The sequence below is a fragment of the Enterobacter sp. JJBC genome (assembly GCF_036936505.1).
GTDB lineage: Bacteria > Pseudomonadota > Gammaproteobacteria > Enterobacterales > Enterobacteriaceae > Enterobacter > Enterobacter hormaechei_C.
The window spans coordinates 1,913,068-1,930,181 of record NZ_CP136935.1 but is presented as its reverse complement, the minus strand read 5'-3'; the positions used below and the strand labels follow the sequence as shown (position 1 = coordinate 1,930,181).

Sequence of the window (17,114 nt, the reverse complement as noted above, 5' to 3'; positions counted from 1 at the left end):
ATACATGCGAACCCTTTGGCGAATCTTTGCCGGTTTCTTTAAATGGACGTGGCGACTGCTCAACTTCGTCCGCAACCTGGTGATGAACATCTTTTTCATCTTCCTGGTCCTGGTATGCGCTGGTATCTGGATGCATATCAGCAACGCAAACCAGTCGCAGCATTCGACGCGCGGCGCACTGTTACTCGATATCACCGGGGTGATTGTTGATAAGCCATCGACCAGCAACCGTCTGGGCGTGATTGGCCGCCAGCTGTTCGGCGCAACGTCAGACCGTCTCCAGGAAAACTCCTTGTTTGATATTGTCGACACCATCCGTCAGGCCAAAGACGATCGTAACATTACCGGTATCGTGTTGGACCTGAAAGATTTTGCCGGCGCCGATCAGCCGTCAATGCAGTACATCGGTAAAGCGCTGCGCGAATTTCGCGACAGCGGTAAACCGGTTATTGCCATTGGCGACAGCTACACCCAGGGGCAATATTATCTGGCGAGCTTTGCCAATAAGATCTGGCTTTCGCCACAGGGCACGGTCGATCTGCATGGCTTCGCCACTAACGGTCTGTACTACAAATCGCTGCTCGACAAGCTGAAGGTCACTACCCACGTCTTCCGCGTCGGGACCTATAAATCCGCCGTGGAGCCGTTTATCCGCGATGATATGTCCCCTGCCGCTCGTGAAGCGGACAGCCGCTGGATTGGTGAGCTGTGGCAGAACTACCTCGGCACCATTGCCGCTAACCGTCAGATTACCGCTGAGCAGGTCTTCCCGGGCGCGCGCGGCGTGCTGGACGGCCTGCGCAAGGTGTACGGCGATACAGCGAAATACGCGCTTGATAACAAACTGGTCGATCAGCTGGGTTCCAGCGCTGAAATTGAAAAAGCGCTGACTAAACAGTTCGGCTGGAGTAAAGAGGATAAAAACTACAGCGCCATCAGCATGTATGACTACGCCGCGAAAAAGCCGGACGACAGCGGTGACAGCATCGCCGTGGTGTTTGCTAACGGGGCCATTATGGACGGGGAAGAAACGCCGGGGAACGTCGGCGGAGACACCACCGCGTCGCAGATCCGCGATGCGCGCCTGGATCCGAAAGTGAAGGCAATTGTCCTGAGGGTGAACAGCCCTGGCGGCAGCGTCAGCGCCTCTGAAGTGATCCGTGCTGAACTGGCCGCCGCGCGCGCCGCAGGCAAGCCGGTAGTGGTCTCGATGGGCGGCATGGCGGCTTCCGGGGGGTACTGGATCTCGACGCCAGCCAACTACATCGTGGCTAACCCAAGCACGCTGACCGGCTCGATTGGCATCTTCGGTGTGATCAACACCGTTGAGAACAGCCTGGATTATCTCGGCGTCCACACCGACGGCGTTTCCACCTCGCCGCTGGCAGACGTGTCCGTTACCAAATCCCTGCCGCCTGAGGTGTCTGAGATGATGCAGCTCAGCATTGAGAGTGGCTATAAACGTTTCATCACGCTGGTTGCGGACTCCCGTAAAAAGACGCCCGATCAGATTGACCAGATCGCTCAAGGCCACGTCTGGACCGGCCAGGATGCGAAGAGCAACGGTCTGGTAGACAGCCTGGGTGATTTCGACGACGCCGTGAAGAAAGCGGCGGAGCTGGCGAAGCTCAAGCAGTGGCACGTGGACTATTATCAGGACGAACCGACGTTCTTCGATATGGTCATGGACAGCATGTCCGGCTCCGTCCGTGCCATGCTGCCGGACGCGCTTCAGGCTTATCTGCCGGCGCCGGTGGCGACCGCGGCGAAAGCCATGAAAGCGGAGAGCGACAAGCTCGCAGCCTTTAATGATCCACAGAGCCGTTACGCGTTTTGCCTGACCTGCGCGAACGTGCGTTAAAAACCGTCCCCTCTTCCCGTGAAGAGGGGATTTTTTCTTTTGAAGAACAAGAACTCATTACCATGCAGAAGAAATCAATATATGTCGCCTATACCGGCGGTACCATCGGTATGCAGCGCTCAGAAAATGGCTATATCCCGGTTTCCGGCCACTTGCAGCGCCAGCTGGCGCTGATGCCTGAATTTCACCGTCCGGAAATGCCGGACTTTACCATCCACGAATATGAGCCGCTGATGGACTCCTCCGACATGACGCCGGAAGACTGGCAGCATATTGCGGATGATATTAAAGCCCATTACGACCAGTACGACGGCTTCGTGATCCTTCACGGTACCGACACCATGGCGTTCACCGCCTCGGCGCTCTCCTTCATGCTGGAGAACCTGAGCAAGCCCGTCATCGTGACCGGTTCGCAGATCCCGCTGGCGGAACTGCGTTCAGACGGGCAGATCAACCTGCTTAACTCCCTGTACGTGGCCGCTAATTACCCGATCAACAAGGTAACGCTGTTCTTCAACAACCGACTGTACCGCGGGAACCGTACCACTAAAGCGCACGCCGATGGCTTTGACGCTTTTGCCTCACCTAACCTGCAACCGCTGCTGGAAGCGGGGATCCATATCCGTCGTCTGGGCACGCCGCCCGCACCAAATACGGCAGGCGAGCTGATCGTTCATCCGATCACCCCGCAGCCGATTGGCGTGGTGACGATTTATCCGGGGATCTCCGCCGACGTGGTGCGCAACTTCCTGCGCCAGCCGGTGAAGGCGCTGATCCTGCGCTCCTATGGTGTGGGTAACGCCCCGCAGAACGGTGAGTTCCTTAAGGAGCTTCAGGAGGCGAGCGATCGCGGGATTGTGGTGGTCAACCTCACCCAGTGTATGTCCGGCAAGGTCAATATGGGCGGCTACGCCACCGGTAATGCTCTGGCTCACGCAGGCGTGATAAGTGGTTTCGATATGACCGTTGAGGCAACGCTGACTAAACTTCACTATTTACTGAGTCAGGATCTGGATATTGATTCCATTCGCCGCGCCATGATGCAAAACCTGCGCGGTGAACTGACGCCGGACGAATAAGGAGATCCCATGAAGCAACGCGCCCTGTTACTGGTCGATTTGCAAAATGATTTCTGTGCGGGTGGTGCGCTGGCCGTCGCGGAAGGCGACAGCACCGTAGACGTCGCGAATTCGCTGATTGCGTGGTGTAAAGCTCGTGGTGAAGCGGTGGTGGCGAGTCAGGACTGGCATCCGGCAAACCACGGCAGCTTTGCCAGCCAGCACAACGTTGAGCCTTACAGCCAGGGCGATCTGGACGGGCTGGCGCAAACCTTCTGGCCCGATCACTGCGTGCAGCAGACGGAAGGCGCTGAGCTGCATCCGCTGCTGAACCAGAAGGCCATCGACGCGGTGTTCCACAAAGGTGAAAACCCAATCATCGACAGCTACAGCGCGTTCTTTGATAACGGTCACCGCCAGAAGACGGCGCTGGACGCGTGGTTACGCCACCATGAGATCACCGAGCTGATTGTGCTGGGCCTGGCGACGGATTACTGCGTGAAGTTCACCGTGCTGGATGCGCTCCAGTTGGGCTATACCGTGAATGTCATCACCGACGGCTGTCGCGGGGTAAATATTCAGCCGCATGACAGCGCTCAGGCGTTTATGGATATGGCCGCAGAAGGCGCAACGCTGTATACGCTGGCTGACTGGATGGAGACGCAGGCGTAAGCTTTTTAGCCGGGTGACGGCTTAGCCTTACCCGGCCTACTTTCTCTGGTTTTGTAGACCGGGTAAGCGTCAGCGCCACCCGGCATTTCTTCCCCAATCCCCATAAAGTGAACTCCCTCGCATCACAAGCGAAACGGCGATGCTATTCTCTTCAGGCTGTTTTTTCGCCACGCCTTTTCTGTGGCGTGGTTATTTTTGTTCAGTCAAAGAGGAAATTATATGAAACGTTTGCCCTTGCTGGCAGCATTACCCTTGCTTTGCGCGTCACTGGCTTCCGCCGCGCCCCTGATGTCCGTGGGTTACTTCAATGGGGGTGGCGATGTTACCGCCGGACCGGGTGGCGATATTAATAAACTGGACGTCCGCCAGATCACCCACCTCAACTACTCGTTTGGTCTGGTCTATAACAACGAGAAAGACGAAACCAACGCCGCGCTGAAAGATCCGGCAAAACTGCATCAAATCTGGTTATCACCTAAGGTGGCATCCGATCTGGCGTTACTTCCTCAGCTTCGTAAACAAAACCCGAACCTGAAAGTCCTGCTTTCCGTTGGCGGCTGGGGGGCGCGTGGTTTTTCTGGCGCAGCGGCAACCAAAGAGAGTCGCGCGGTGTTTATTCGCTCCGCGCAGGAGATCGTCAGTCAATACGGCCTGGACGGGATCGACCTGGACTGGGAATATCCGGTCAACGGCGCGTGGGGACTTGTCGAAAGCACCCCTGCCGACCGGGATAATTTCACCGCGCTGTTAAAAGAGATGCGTGACGCGTTTGGTAAGAAAAAGCTGGTCACGATTGCGGTGGGCGCGAATGCGGAAAGTCCGAAAAGCTGGGTGGATGTGAAAGCTATTGCCCCCCTGCTCGATTACATCAACCTGATGACCTACGACATGGCGTACGGTACTCAGTATTTTAACGCGAATCTGTATGACTCCAGCGACTGGCCAACGGTAGCTGCCGCAGACAAATACAGCGTCGAGTTTGTGGTGAATAACTATCTGGCCGCCGGGCTGAAGCCGCAGCAGATGAACCTCGGAATTGGTTTCTATGGGCGTGTGCCGAAACGTGCCGTAGAGCCAGGGATCGACTGGAGCAAACCAGACGCGCAAAACAATCCGGTGACGCAGCCCTACTTCGGGCCGCAGGAACTGAGCCTGTTCAAATCGCTTGGCTATGATCTGACCAAAGATACCTATGTGAAATACAACGATATCGTCCGCAAGCTGCTGAACGATCCGCAGAAACGCTTTACCGAGCACTGGGACGAACAGGCGAAGGTGCCGTGGCTGTCGGTGAAATCCGCCGACGGGAAGGCGCTGTTTGCGATTTCCTATGAGAACCCGCGCTCCGTGGCGATCAAAGCGGATTACATCAAGGAGAAAGGTCTGGCCGGCGCCATGTTCTGGGAGTATGGGGCTGACGACGAAAACCAGCTCGCGAAACAGCTGGCGGAGTCGCTTGGGATCCCGCATCAGTAGTAAGACAATCAAGCCCTCTCCCTTTGGGAGAGGGTTGGGTGAGGGCATAAACCCGCACCGTTATTGCATTTTCATCGTCGCAATCGGCTTCGGCGTGATGCCGAAGTCTTCTTTTAACTCGCGCTTGCTTTTCATCACCATCTGACCGTTAGTGTCGATGGTCATGTGCTGGGCGTCGGTATTGTGACGCGCCTGCCACAGCATCACCAGCTGCAAGCTGTTCTCTTTTTGCTCAGGTGTGAGCGCCACACCGTCCGGCCATTTTCCCAGCTCAACGGCCGTCACCAGACGCTGATAAACCTCCGGGGTCATACCTGCAATCATGTCATCAATATTCATGATCTCTCCCTTTCAAAGGAATAATTTGCTGAATCGTTTTTTCAACCCTTGGTCTGGTCGCCGTTTTCATCATCGGTAAAGCTCATGGAAGCCGAATTTACGCAGAAACGCTCCCCCGTCGGCTGCGGGCCATCCGGGAAGACATGCCCGAGATGGGCGTCGCAGTTCCCGCAACGAATTTCGGTGCGCACCATGCCGTGCGAGGTGTCCGTCAGGTAGCGGATCGCGTCATCGCTGACAGGCTCGTAAAAACTCGGCCAGCCGCAGCCAGAATCGTACTTCGTCTGGGAGTTAAACAGCGGTGCATCACACACCAGGCAGTGGTAGACGCCTTCCCGTTTATTGTGCAGCAAACGCCCGGAAAACGGCGGTTCTGTGCCGTGATTTTGCGTCACGTAAAACTGCATCTCTGTAAGGTTTTTTTTCAAATCGTCGGGGTTACGTTGGTTCGACATATGCTTACATCTCGCTGTTGAAACAGACATCTTTTAACCCAGATTCTAACAAAACATTAACACCCGCGCGTGCACTTTTGTTCTAAACTTATGTGTCGCGAAAAGGCGGTCAGGCAATTGTGATCAATTTCACATTTTAATCCTGCGAGGCCTTTAAAATTCCGGGCGCAGCCCCCATGTGGTTGCTAGCTCAAAGGGAAAGTGAGGCGAGTCAGTCGCACAAACGTTAGTCACAGGATTGATTTGTCGCAATGATTGACACGATTCCGCTTGACGCTGCGTAAGGTTTTTGTAATTTTACAGGCAACCTTTTATTCACTAACAAATAGCTGGTGGAATATATGACTATCAAAGTAGGTATCAACGGTTTTGGCCGTATCGGCCGTATTGTTTTCCGTGCTGCTCAGAAACGTTCTGACATCGAAATCGTTGGTATCAACGATCTCCTGGACGCTGAATACATGGCGTACATGCTGAAGTACGACTCAACTCACGGTCGTTTCGACGGCACCGTTGAAGTGAAAGACGGCCACCTGGTTGTTAACGGCAAAACCATCCGCGTTACTGCTGAGAAAGACCCAGCTAACCTGAAATGGAACGAAATCGGTGTTGACGTTGTAGCTGAAGCTACCGGTATCTTCCTGACCGACGAAACTGCACGTAAACACATCACTGCGGGTGCGAAGAAAGTTGTTCTGACTGGTCCTTCCAAAGACAACACCCCAATGTTCGTTCGCGGTGCAAACTTCGAAACTTACGCTGGCCAGGACATCGTTTCCAACGCATCCTGCACCACCAACTGCCTGGCACCGCTGGCTAAAGTTATCAACGACAACTTCGGCATCATCGAAGGTCTGATGACTACCGTTCACGCAACCACCGCTACTCAGAAAACCGTTGATGGCCCGTCTCACAAAGACTGGCGCGGCGGCCGTGGCGCGGCTCAGAACATCATCCCATCTTCTACCGGTGCTGCTAAAGCAGTAGGTAAAGTACTGCCAGAACTGAATGGCAAACTGACTGGTATGGCGTTCCGCGTTCCAACTCCTAACGTATCCGTTGTTGACCTGACCGTTCGTCTGGAAAAAGCTGCTTCTTATGAAGAAATTAAGAAAGCAATCAAAGCTGCTTCCGAAGGCCCAATGAAAGGCGTTCTGGGTTACACCGAAGACGACGTTGTATCTACCGATTTCAACGGCGAAGTGTGCACTTCCGTGTTCGATGCTAAAGCAGGTATCGCACTGAACGACAACTTCGTGAAACTGGTTTCCTGGTACGACAACGAAACTGGCTACTCTAACAAAGTACTGGACCTGATCGCTCACATCTCCAAATAAGTTGAGATGAGTGCTTGATCCTAAAAGGCGACTTCGGTCGCCTTTTTTATTGTTTTTAGACAGAGGATTGCTTAATGATTAATAAAATTTTTGCACTTCCGGTAGTCGAACAACTTACCCCTGTGCTCTCCCGCCGTCAGATTGACGGTGCCGATATCATCGTCGTTGATCATCCGCGCGTTAAAGCCTCCGTCGCGCTCAATGGCGCCCACCTGCTCTCCTGGAAACCAGAAGGTGAAGAAGAAGGCCTGTGGCTGAGCGAGGCCACCTCGTTCAAAAGAGGGGCGGCGATCCGCGGCGGCGTACCGATTTGCTGGCCATGGTTTGGCCCGTCAGCGCAGCAGGGATTACCGTCTCACGGTTTCGCCCGTAACCAGCAGTGGACGCTGAAAGCCCACAACGAAGATGAAAACGGCGCGGTGTTGACCTTTGAGCTCCAGGCGAATGATGAAACGCGCGCCCTGTGGCCACATGAATTCACCCTGTATGCCCGCTTCAAGCTGGGTAAAACCTGCGAGATTGAACTGGAAGCGCACGGCGAATTCGAAACAACGTCCGCCCTGCACACCTATTTCAACGTAGGCGACATTCAGGCCGTTAAGGTGAGCGGACTTGGCGATACCTTTATCGACAAAGTGGATAACGCGAAAGAAGGCAAGCTGGACGACGGCGTGCAGACTTTCCCGGATCGTACCGACCGCGTATACCTGCACCCGGAAGCCTGTAGCGTCATCCACGACAGCGCGCTGAACCGCGGTATTGATGTGGTTCATCACCACCACAGCAACGTAGTGGGCTGGAACCCGGGCCCTGCCCTTTCCGTCAGCATGGCGGATATCCCGGATGACGGTTACAAGACCTTCGTGTGCGTGGAAACCGCGTGCGTGACCGCGCCGCAGAAAACCAGCGAAGAAAAACCGTCCCGCTTAGGCCAGACGATCAAGATTGTGAAGCGCTAATATTGTTCAGGCATCATAAAAAAACAAACGGGGCGCTAGCGCCCCGTTTTAATGCATCACGTTCTGGTCAGAACTTGTAGGTCACACCCACGGAGAAGATGCCAGACCAGGACTTGTCGACCATCGGGCTGTCTTTCACTTCATCGCTCAGACGAATGTAACGGCCAGTACCGTACACATTCCAGTCACCGAGGAAGTTATACGAGGCGGTGAGTTCCAGGTACGGGTCCCAGCCATCATCCGCGCTGTAGCTATTCAAACCACTGCGGCGAGACTCCGCTTTAGACACGCCATAGTAGTAGTCGTTGTAATTTTCGCTGCTGTACTGCACACCGATACCCGGCGTCAGCGTCACTGCGCCGTTGGTATAGCGGTAAAGCCACGCCAGATCCCAGATGAAGCCGTTGCTGTTGTCCAGGGTATCGCCCGCCAGCGCAGTGCGCAGGAAGCCATACTCGGTATTATGGACGTAAGAAAGCCCCGCCATCAGTGAGCTTCTGCGTTTGTCCAGTTGACGAAGCGCATTGCTGTCGCTGTCGCCTGGTTTAAAGTGCGTTGGGTCGTAATAGGCCATGATGGAGAGCTTATCGGCCGTATCGTTCCACAGATAGTAGCCGCCGCCCAACCCACGGAACCAGAAGTTATCGCCTTCATAGGTGACAACGGGGACAGGATAAACGTCGCGGTCATACTGCTTGTACGGGCTGTTAATCACGCCAGCACCCGCGCCAACAGTCCACTGGCTCTCAGCCTGTACGGTGCTCGCTGCGGTAGCGGCAAGGATGCCCAATGCCAGAAGTTTGAGTTTGGTCACAATCCATTCTTTCCTGTAGTCAAATAATCAGCGGGTGAAGTGTAACCGCCATTCCCGTACATCCCAAAATTTTTTGCGCACTAATCCGTTTGATTAACCCGTTATTTTTCATTTTTCAGATGACATCCCGCTTTCATTTATGTGACCGATAAATGAAAAACCCGCTTTTCGCTTATAACCGCAGTGGAAATTTTTGGATGAGTTATTGATATGTCATTGAAAGTAGATTTTATCCGTATGCAAGTTTTGCAATTGCCATCTACGCTTTAATTTAAGAAGAGGTTTTGCTGAACACCCTGCGGTTCATAGCCTTCGACCTGGCACACAGGTTGCTGCTCTGGCAGTGAGGTGCGAAAAATTCTCTTCCGGGAGCCTCCACTACTCATACGAACGGCTCTTATCCTGTGCTAAAAAACGAAAGGACGGCATGCCATGAATATATTCGATCACTATCGCCAGCGCTACGAAGCTGCCAAGGACGAAGAGTTCACACTGCAGGAGTTTCTTACCATTTGTCGGCAAGATCGCAGTGCCTATGCCAATGCGGCAGAACGGCTATTGATGGCTATTGGTGAGCCAAACATGGTTGATACTGCCCTGGAGCCACGGCTTTCCCGTCTCTTTTCGAATCGGGTGGTCGCCCGATACCCGGCGTTTGAAGAGTTCTATGGCATGGAAGATGCCATTGAGCAGATCGTCTCCTACCTGAAGCATGCCGCTCAGGGGCTGGAAGAGAAGAAGCAGATCCTTTACCTGCTGGGTCCTGTCGGTGGGGGTAAATCCTCCCTGGCTGAACGGCTGAAAGCGCTGATGCAGCGCGTGCCGATCTATGTGCTGAGCGCCAACGGCGAGCGCAGCCCGGTCAATGACCATCCGCTGTGCCTGTTTAATCCGCAAGAGGATGCGCAAATTCTGGAAAAAGAGTTTGGCATTCCGCATCGCTATCTCGGTACGATCATGTCGCCGTGGGCGGCAAAACGTCTGCACGAGTTTGGCGGGGACATCACCAAATTCCGCGTCGTGAAAGTGTGGCCGTCTATACTCGAGCAGATCGCCATTGCCAAAACAGAACCCGGTGACGAGAACAACCAGGATATCTCGGCGCTGGTGGGTAAAGTCGATATCCGTAAGCTGGAGCATCACGCGCAAAACGACCCGGATGCCTACGGCTATTCCGGTGCGCTGTGCCGTGCCAACCAGGGGATTATGGAATTCGTCGAGATGTTTAAAGCACCGATCAAAGTGCTGCATCCGCTGCTGACCGCCACCCAGGAAGGGAACTACAACGGGACGGAAGGTATTTCCGCCCTGCCGTTTAACGGGATTATCCTTGCCCACTCTAACGAATCTGAATGGGTGACCTTCCGTAACAACAAAAACAATGAGGCGTTCCTTGACCGTGTGTACATCGTCAAAGTGCCTTATTGCCTGCGGATCTCCGAGGAGATCAAGATTTACGAAAAACTGCTCAACCACAGTGAGCTGGTCCATGCCCCTTGCGCACCGGGAACGCTGGAAACGCTGTCGCGCTTCTCGATCCTGTCGCGCCTGAAAGAGCCGGAAAACTCCAGCATCTACTCAAAAATGCGCGTGTATGACGGCGAAAGCCTGAAGGATACCGACCCGAAAGCGAAATCGTACCAGGAATACCGCGATTACGCCGGGGTCGACGAAGGGATGAACGGTCTGTCGACGCGTTTCGCGTTTAAGATCCTCTCCCGCGTCTTTAACTTCGACCACGCGGAGGTGGCCGCCAACCCGGTACATCTGTTCTACGTGCTGGAACAGCAAATTGAACGTGAACAGTTCCCACAGGAGCAGGCTGAACGCTACCTGGAGTTCCTGAAAGGCTACCTGATCCCGAAATACGCCGAGTTCATTGGCAAAGAGATCCAGACCGCCTATCTGGAATCCTATTCCGAATACGGCCAGAACATCTTCGACCGGTACGTCACTTACGCTGACTTCTGGATCCAGGATCAGGAGTATCGCGACCCGGATACCGGCCAGCTGTTTGACCGTGAATCCCTGAACGCGGAACTTGAAAAAATCGAGAAACCAGCCGGGATCAGCAACCCGAAAGACTTCCGAAACGAGATTGTGAACTTCGTGCTGCGCGCCAGAGCGCATAACAACGGCCGCAATCCGAACTGGACCAGCTACGAAAAACTGCGCACCGTTATAGAGAAGAAAATGTTCTCTAACACGGAAGAGCTGTTGCCGGTTATCTCGTTCAACGCCAAAACCTCAACCGACGAGCAGAAAAAGCACGACGATTTTGTCGACCGTATGATGGAAAAAGGCTATACGCGCAAACAGGTCCGCCTGCTTTGTGAATGGTATCTGCGCGTGCGTAAATCGTCTTAAAACAAGTGCCCGGTAACGCGCTTACCGGGCCAACAAAATGTCCGGCACTTACGGACGCTGCAAGTTGGCAAATGCAGTACGGGGGATATATGACCTGGTTTATTGACCGGCGTCTTAACGGCAAAAACAAGAGCACGGTGAATCGCCAGCGCTTCTTGCGCCGTTATAAAGCGCAAATTAAACAGTCGATCTCCGAGGCCATCAACAAACGCTCGGTGACCGACGTCGACAGCGGCGAATCCGTCTCCATCCCCAACGATGACATCAGCGAACCGATGTTTCATCAGGGGCGTGGCGGCCTTCGCCATCGTGTACACCCAGGTAATGACCACTTCGTCCAGAATGACAGAATCGAGCGTCCCCAAGGCGGAGGCGGCGGTTCTGGCAGCGGTCAGGGGCAAGCCAGCCAGGACGGAGAAGGCCAGGATGAGTTTGTCTTCCAGATTTCAAAAGACGAATATCTCGATCTGCTGTTTGAGGATCTGGCCCTGCCGAATCTGAGAAAGAATCAGCACCGTCAACTCAACGAATACAAAACCCATCGTGCGGGCTATACCGCAAATGGGGTGCCCGCCAACATCAGCGTGGTGCGTTCACTGCAAAACTCGCTGGCGCGACGCACGGCGATGACGGCAGGCAAACGGCGCGAACTGCGCGAGCTGGAAACCAGCCTGAAAGTAGTGGAAAACACGGAACCGGCGCAACTGCTGGAAGAGGAGCGCCTGCGAAAAGAGATTGCCGAACTGCGGGCGAAGATCGACCGGGTGCCGTTTATCGACACGTTCGACCTGCGCTACAAGAACTACGAAAAACGCCCTGAGCCTTCCAGCCAGGCGGTGATGTTCTGCCTGATGGACGTGTCAGGTTCAATGGATCAGGCCACCAAGGATATGGCTAAGCGTTTTTATATTCTGCTCTATCTGTTCCTGAGCAGAACGTATAAGAACGTGGAGGTGGTCTACATCCGCCATCACACTCAGGCGAAAGAGGTGGATGAACATGAGTTCTTCTACTCGCAGGAGACCGGTGGCACCATCGTGTCGAGCGCCCTGAAGCTGATGGATGAGGTAGTGAAGGAGCGCTACGATCCGGCGCAGTGGAACATCTACGCCGCGCAGGCATCGGATGGCGATAACTGGGCGGATGACTCGCCGCTGTGTCATGAAATTCTGGCGAAGAAGATCCTGCCGGTGGTGCGTTACTACAGCTACATTGAAATTACCCGTCGCGCCCACCAGACGCTATGGCGTGAGTATGAGCATCTGCAAGCGATGTTTGATAACTTTGCGATGCAGCACATTCGTGACCAGGATGACATCTATCCGGTCTTCCGGGAACTGTTCCAGAAACAGTCATCCACCAGCAACGCATGACCCAACAGCCAGCGCTCCCGCTGGCTGTTTTCTTTCAGCCCTCTCCGTCCCGTGCTAATGTAGCAAGCTACGTATTGGCAAATCACAGGTGAAATCGTTATGTCTGATGACGTGACCGGGACGACGACCCATCAGCGGCTAATCAGCTTATTAACCGAGCAGGAGGCGCGCTTTCGCGTGGTGGCGCATGAGGCCGTTGGGAAATGCGAAGCGGTCAGTGAAATTCGCGGGACCGATCTCCGGCAGGGTGCAAAAGCACTGGTCTGCAAGGTAAAAGGCAACGGCGTTAAGAAACATATTCTGGCAATCCTCGCCGCCGATCGGCAGGCCGATCTGAGCCTGCTGGCCAGCCATTTCGGTGGGCTAAAGGCCTCTCTCGCCAGTCCGGCAGAAGTGGATGCGCTTACCGGCTGCGTTTTCGGCGCCATTCCCCCCTTCAGTTTTCATCCGGATCTGACGCTGGTCGCCGATCCGCTGCTGTTTGAGCGCTTCGATGAGATCGCCTTTAACGCCGGCCTGCTGGAAAAATCGGTGATAATGGATACCCAGGACTATCTGCGTATCGCCCGTCCTGAACTGGTGACGTTCCGTAAACAATAAATACAGCGGCTGGCTAACGGTCAGCCGTTTTCCAGCAGCAGCACGGAAGCAATCAAAATAATCGCGATGATAAAAAATGATGAGGAAATAATTAGCGTTTCGACAAACATAGGATCGTTCATGATGCCCTCTGCTTTGCCCATTTACCTCTTTTTTACTCCCCCACAATGACAGCTAAATGACAATGACGCGTCCGCGAAAAGACGATTTTTTTCGCTGAAACGATTCGCTGTTAACTATCCTTCTCCGCATAAAGTCACTGTTTAAATACTTTTTTGTTACCGGTATCACGAAAAGAAATTTACGTAACCCCGATGCCAGATCTCGCAATTGTTAACCTTTTCATCCTGGTTAACCCTGTTTACGGAGCACCTCAAAAATAAACCTTACACTGGCAAGGTGAATACAATGACCGAGATAATTACCCGTAAAGAAAAGATCAGTTATGGGTTAGGCGATATGGCGAGCCATATTGGGCTGGATAACGTCATTATTTTTCTGACGTTTTACTATACGGACGTGGTGGGGCTACCTGCCGCATTCGTGGGCACCATGTTTCTTCTGGCGAGAACCGCCGATGCCATAATAGACCCGGCGATGGGCTATATCGCTGACAGGACGCGAACGCGCTGGGGCAAATTCCGTCCCTGGATGCTGTGGCTGGCGCTGCCCTTTGGCGCAAGTTGTCTGCTGACCTACGCCGTGCCGGCGTCCCTCGATCTGCACGGTAAAATGATTTTCGCCACCGTCAGTTATACCCTGATGATGCTGATGTATACCGCAATCAATATTCCCTATTGCTCCATGGGCGCGGTGATTACGCCCGACAACGATGCGCGAATTTCCCTCCAGTCTTATCGCTTTTTCCTTGCCACTTTGGGTGGCGCGCTGTCGACATTCTTTATGATGCCGCTGGCAGAGTTTTTAGGTGGCGACGATAAATTACTGGGCTACCGCTGGGCAATGGCCATTATGGCGACCGTCGCGGTCGTCATGTTCTGGATCTGCTTCGCCAATACGCGTGAACGTATTAAGGCTCCCGCTACCCACAATAATTATCTTGCGGAACTGCGGGATTTATTACGAAACGACCAATGGCGGATTGTCGCCGTCCTGGTATTAACCAACATTGGTTTTGGCGTTATTCGCCTTGGCGCAATGATGTATTTCGTCACTTATTATCTCGGTAGCGCAAGCTATTTTATGTGGATGCTCGGGGCGCATATTCTCGGGAAAGCCGCAGGCAGCGCGCTGGCCAAACGTCTGACGCAGAACGTCAGCAAAGTGCAGATGTTTGGATACTGTTCCGTACTGGCGGGGGTACTCAGCATCGCTCTGTTCTTTGCGCCTAAGTCGGTGCTTATTCTGGTGCCCATGACGTTTATCGTCTCCACCCTTTACCAGGCCACCACCACGCTGATGTGGGTAATGATGGCGGACGTCGCCGATTACGGCGAATGGAAACAGGGCAAACGCATGGACGGCGTGATCTTCTCCACTTTCCTCGCCGTACTCAAGTTGGGGATGGCGATCAGCGGCGCGATTGTTGGCTGGACGCTGGGCTTAAGCGGTTATGTTGCCAATGCCCCGGAGCAGACCAACACGGCCATGTACTGCATCATCGCCCTCTTCACCGTCGTGCCTGGCGTCTTGTCACTCTGCGCGTTTGCCACGCTGCGCTGGTATAAGCTCGACGACAGCACAATGCAATCCATCCATCTCGCCAAAAACCCTGTTTAGAAGGACGCGTTATCCATGAGTGAGCTGATTCAACATTCCAACAGCATCGAATGGCGTTTTGAACGCCAGATCCTGCGTATTGAACCGTGGGGAGAAAACAGCCTGCGCGTCAGGGCCACCTGCTCCCCGGCTTTTGAGGACGCCTTACAGGCACTGTTGCCCGCCGCCCCTTGCCAGGCTGAGATTATCGCCGAAGCGGAAAGCCTGACGCTGCGCAACGGCAATATTACCGCGACGCTGAACCTTAAAGGTCAGCTGGCCTTCTACAATCAGCGCGGCGAACTGCTGCTGGAAGAGATGTGGCGCCAGCGTTCAACGGTGGGTATCGGTGCCAGCGAGAAGAGTCAGGATAAATATGTCAGCGCCCTGAAGCTGGATGGCCGTGAATTTAAGCCGCTAATGGGGGGAAAATATCAGCTCACCGTCCGGTTTGAATCGCGTCCGGATGAACGCATCTATGGCATGGGTCAGTATCAACAGCCGTGGCTGGATCTGAAAGGCTGTACGCTGGAACTGGCGCAGCGCAACTCCCAGGCCAGCGTGCCCTTTATGCAGTCCAGCCTTGGCTATGGCCTGCTGTGGAACAATCCGGCGATTGGTGAAGCCAGCTTTGCAAAAAATCAGACGGAATGGCGCGCCCGCGTGACGGGAGAAATGGACTACTGGATCACCGCCGCTGACACGGTGGCGGATATCACCCGCCAGTATGTAAAAGCCACCGGAACTCCGCCCGCCGCCCCGGCGTTTATCAGCGGGCTGTGGCAGTGCAAATTACGCTACCGTACCCAGCAGGAGGTGCTTGAGGTTGCGCGGGAGTATCGCCGCCGTAATCTGCCGCTGTCGGTAATGGTCATCGACTTTTTCCACTGGCCGAATCAGGGCACCTGGTGCTTCGACCCCGTAGACTGGCCCGACCCTGAAGGGATGGTCGACGAGCTGCGCGAAATGGGTATTGCGCTGATGGTGTCGGTGTGGCCAACGGTAGAGGCGCGCAGCCCTCTCTATCCGCTGATGAAAGCCAAAGGCTGGCTGGTCAGCAGTGAACGTGGCGTGCAGGTCAACCTCGACTTTATGGGCAATACCACCTTCTTTGATGCGACCCATCCTGAGGCGCGGAAATTCGTCTGGGATACGGTGAAGAAAAATTACTACGACATGGGCATTAAGCTGTTCTGGCTGGACGAAGCGGAACCGGAATACCGCGCCTATGATTTTGACAACTATCGCTACCACGCCGGTCCGGTACTGGAAGTGGGCAATCGCTACCCGCGTGATTTTGCGCAGGGCTTTTACGATGGGCTCCAGGCAAACGGTGAAACCGACATTGTTAACCTTGTACGCTGCGCCTGGGCAGGCAGCCAGCGATTCGGCGTGCTGGCGTGGTCGGGTGATGTCCACTCCTCATTCCATGCTTTTCGCAATCAACTCGCCGCGGGACTGAATATGGGGCTGGCGGGGATCCCATGGTGGACGACCGATATCGGCGGCTTCCAGGGAGGGAACGTTAACGACCCGGCGTTCCACGAATTACTGATCCGTTGGTTCCAGTGGGCGGTGTTTACACCGGTTCTGCGCATGCACGGCTATCGCGAACCGCAGATTCAGCCTCCGGAGCGCTACCGTGACGGCATTCCTCAGTGTAACAGCGGTTCGCCTAATGAGCTGTGGAGTTACGGAGAAGAGAATTACGCCATCATGCAGCACTGGCTTACCGTGCGCGAAACCCTGCGCCCGTATATTGACGCGTTGTACCAGCAGGCTCATCTGCACGGAGACCCGCTCATGCGTCCGCTGTTCTGGCACTATCCGCAGGACAAGCAGAGCTGGGCGTGTGAAGATCAGTATCTGTTTGGCGAAGATCTTCTGGTGGCACCGGTTATGCAGGCCGGCCAGCGTGAGCGCGATGTCTGGCTGCCGACGGGCAATAGCTGGGTCGCTCTCAACGGTGAGCGCTACGCCGGTGGGGAGCATATCCGGGTGCCTGCGGCGCTGGAAACCATCCCGGTGTTTATCCGCGAAGGGAGTCCGCTTATCCAGCAGCTGGTGGACTGACGTCAGGCAAG

15 protein-coding genes are annotated in these 17,114 nt (G+C 54.5%); 11 read left to right on the top strand and 4 right to left on the bottom strand.

Going from position 1 to position 17,114, the window contains the following annotated elements; genetic code table 11:
• The first annotated feature begins 4 nt into the window (after positions 1 to 4).
• From sppA to RY075_RS09270, 4 genes are all read left to right on the top strand, one after another.
• Entirely contained in the window at positions 5 to 1,861 is a 1,857-nt protein-coding gene (gene sppA, locus RY075_RS09285) for a signal peptide peptidase SppA (RefSeq protein WP_232967700.1), read from the top strand.
• Between the two features lie 62 nt (positions 1,862 to 1,923).
• Complete coding sequence (ansA, locus tag RY075_RS09280; protein WP_338628481.1) at positions 1,924 to 2,940, top strand: asparaginase; 1,017 nt, start codon at positions 1,924 to 1,926, stop codon at positions 2,938 to 2,940.
• A gap of 9 nt (positions 2,941 to 2,949) precedes the next feature.
• Entirely contained in the window at positions 2,950 to 3,591 is a 642-nt protein-coding gene (gene pncA / locus RY075_RS09275; RefSeq protein WP_045895312.1) for a bifunctional nicotinamidase/pyrazinamidase, read from the top strand.
• Between the two features lie 219 nt (positions 3,592 to 3,810).
• Entirely contained in the window at positions 3,811 to 5,067 is a 1,257-nt protein-coding gene (locus tag RY075_RS09270) for a glycoside hydrolase family 18 protein (protein ID WP_022650869.1), read from the top strand.
• A 60-nt stretch (positions 5,068 to 5,127) separates the two neighbouring features.
• Here the strand turns inward: RY075_RS09270 and RY075_RS09265 are convergent, their stop codons facing one another.
• Positions 5,128 to 5,406, bottom strand: a complete 279-nt coding sequence (locus RY075_RS09265) for a YeaC family protein (protein ID WP_003857863.1) — start codon at positions 5,404 to 5,406, stop codon at positions 5,128 to 5,130.
• A 41-nt stretch (positions 5,407 to 5,447) separates the two neighbouring features.
• Positions 5,448 to 5,861 (bottom strand): peptide-methionine (R)-S-oxide reductase MsrB, encoded by a 414-nt coding sequence (gene msrB / locus RY075_RS09260; RefSeq protein WP_003857865.1) that lies wholly within the window; start codon positions 5,859 to 5,861, stop codon positions 5,448 to 5,450.
• Between the two features lie 341 nt (positions 5,862 to 6,202).
• On the opposite strand from msrB, the gene gapA reads away from it, so the two are divergent.
• Both gapA and RY075_RS09250 read left to right on the top strand, forming a co-directional pair.
• Positions 6,203 to 7,198, top strand: a complete 996-nt coding sequence (gene gapA / locus RY075_RS09255; RefSeq protein WP_006809136.1) for a glyceraldehyde-3-phosphate dehydrogenase — start codon at positions 6,203 to 6,205, stop codon at positions 7,196 to 7,198.
• A gap of 74 nt (positions 7,199 to 7,272) precedes the next feature.
• Entirely contained in the window at positions 7,273 to 8,157 is an 885-nt protein-coding gene (locus RY075_RS09250) for a D-hexose-6-phosphate mutarotase (protein WP_023324474.1), read from the top strand.
• Between the two features lie 67 nt (positions 8,158 to 8,224).
• On the opposite strand, the gene RY075_RS09245 is transcribed toward RY075_RS09250, so the two are convergent.
• Complete coding sequence (locus RY075_RS09245; RefSeq protein ID WP_022650867.1) at positions 8,225 to 8,971, bottom strand: MipA/OmpV family protein; 747 nt, start codon at positions 8,969 to 8,971, stop codon at positions 8,225 to 8,227.
• A 432-nt stretch (positions 8,972 to 9,403) separates the two neighbouring features.
• Here RY075_RS09245 and yeaG point away from each other — a divergent pair, with 432 nt between their 5' ends.
• The 3 genes from yeaG to RY075_RS09230 all read left to right on the top strand — a co-directional run bounded on the left by yeaG (position 9,404) and on the right by RY075_RS09230 (position 13,311).
• Positions 9,404 to 11,338 carry a protein kinase YeaG gene (gene yeaG / locus RY075_RS09240; RefSeq protein ID WP_006809140.1) on the top strand — a complete coding sequence of 645 codons (1,935 nt, stop codon included), beginning with the start codon at positions 9,404 to 9,406 and terminating at the stop codon, positions 11,336 to 11,338.
• A gap of 89 nt (positions 11,339 to 11,427) precedes the next feature.
• Positions 11,428 to 12,711, top strand: coding sequence for a YeaH/YhbH family protein (locus tag RY075_RS09235; RefSeq protein ID WP_017384692.1), 1,284 nt, complete (start codon positions 11,428 to 11,430; stop codon positions 12,709 to 12,711).
• Between the two features lie 99 nt (positions 12,712 to 12,810).
• On the top strand, positions 12,811 to 13,311 hold the full coding sequence (locus RY075_RS09230; protein WP_022650816.1) for a YbaK/prolyl-tRNA synthetase associated domain-containing protein: 501 nt from the start codon (positions 12,811 to 12,813) through the stop codon (positions 13,309 to 13,311).
• 20 nt (positions 13,312 to 13,331) lie between these two features.
• Here the strand turns inward: RY075_RS09230 and yoaI are convergent, their stop codons facing one another.
• Entirely contained in the window at positions 13,332 to 13,433 is a 102-nt protein-coding gene (yoaI, locus tag RY075_RS09225) for a small membrane protein YoaI (RefSeq protein WP_017384693.1), read from the bottom strand.
• A 286-nt stretch (positions 13,434 to 13,719) separates the two neighbouring features.
• On the opposite strand from yoaI, the gene RY075_RS09220 reads away from it, so the two are divergent.
• Positions 13,720 to 15,051 (top strand): glycoside-pentoside-hexuronide (GPH):cation symporter, encoded by a 1,332-nt coding sequence (locus RY075_RS09220; protein WP_022650815.1) that lies wholly within the window; start codon positions 13,720 to 13,722, stop codon positions 15,049 to 15,051.
• 15 nt (positions 15,052 to 15,066) lie between these two features.
• Positions 15,067 to 17,103, top strand: a complete 2,037-nt coding sequence (locus RY075_RS09215; RefSeq protein ID WP_023315858.1) for a glycoside hydrolase family 31 protein — start codon at positions 15,067 to 15,069, stop codon at positions 17,101 to 17,103.
• Positions 17,104 to 17,114: the final 11 nt, after the last annotated feature.

What these genes read in the sequence shown, in the direction of transcription:
- RY075_RS09235 (WP_017384692.1), top strand. Translation starts at nt 11,428, where the DNA reads ATGACCTGGTTTATTGACCGGCGTCTTAACGGCAAAAACAAGAGCACG.
- RY075_RS09220 (WP_022650815.1), top strand. Translation starts at nt 13,720, where the DNA reads ATGACCGAGATAATTACCCGTAAAGAAAAGATCAGTTATGGGTTAGGC.
- sppA (WP_232967700.1), top strand. Translation starts at nt 5, where the DNA reads ATGCGAACCCTTTGGCGAATCTTTGCCGGTTTCTTTAAATGGACGTGG.
- RY075_RS09265 (WP_003857863.1), bottom strand. Translation starts at nt 5,406, where the DNA reads ATGAATATTGATGACATGATTGCAGGTATGACCCCGGAGGTTTATCAG.
- RY075_RS09215 (WP_023315858.1), top strand. Translation starts at nt 15,067, where the DNA reads ATGAGTGAGCTGATTCAACATTCCAACAGCATCGAATGGCGTTTTGAA.
- RY075_RS09270 (WP_022650869.1), top strand. Translation starts at nt 3,811, where the DNA reads ATGAAACGTTTGCCCTTGCTGGCAGCATTACCCTTGCTTTGCGCGTCA.
- ansA (WP_338628481.1), top strand. Translation starts at nt 1,924, where the DNA reads ATGCAGAAGAAATCAATATATGTCGCCTATACCGGCGGTACCATCGGT.
- gapA (WP_006809136.1), top strand. Translation starts at nt 6,203, where the DNA reads ATGACTATCAAAGTAGGTATCAACGGTTTTGGCCGTATCGGCCGTATT.
- yeaG (WP_006809140.1), top strand. Translation starts at nt 9,404, where the DNA reads ATGAATATATTCGATCACTATCGCCAGCGCTACGAAGCTGCCAAGGAC.
- RY075_RS09230 (WP_022650816.1), top strand. Translation starts at nt 12,811, where the DNA reads ATGTCTGATGACGTGACCGGGACGACGACCCATCAGCGGCTAATCAGC.
- yoaI (WP_017384693.1), bottom strand. Translation starts at nt 13,433, where the DNA reads ATGAACGATCCTATGTTTGTCGAAACGCTAATTATTTCCTCATCATTT.
- msrB (WP_003857865.1), bottom strand. Translation starts at nt 5,861, where the DNA reads ATGTCGAACCAACGTAACCCCGACGATTTGAAAAAAAACCTTACAGAG.
- RY075_RS09250 (WP_023324474.1), top strand. Translation starts at nt 7,273, where the DNA reads ATGATTAATAAAATTTTTGCACTTCCGGTAGTCGAACAACTTACCCCT.
- pncA (WP_045895312.1), top strand. Translation starts at nt 2,950, where the DNA reads ATGAAGCAACGCGCCCTGTTACTGGTCGATTTGCAAAATGATTTCTGT.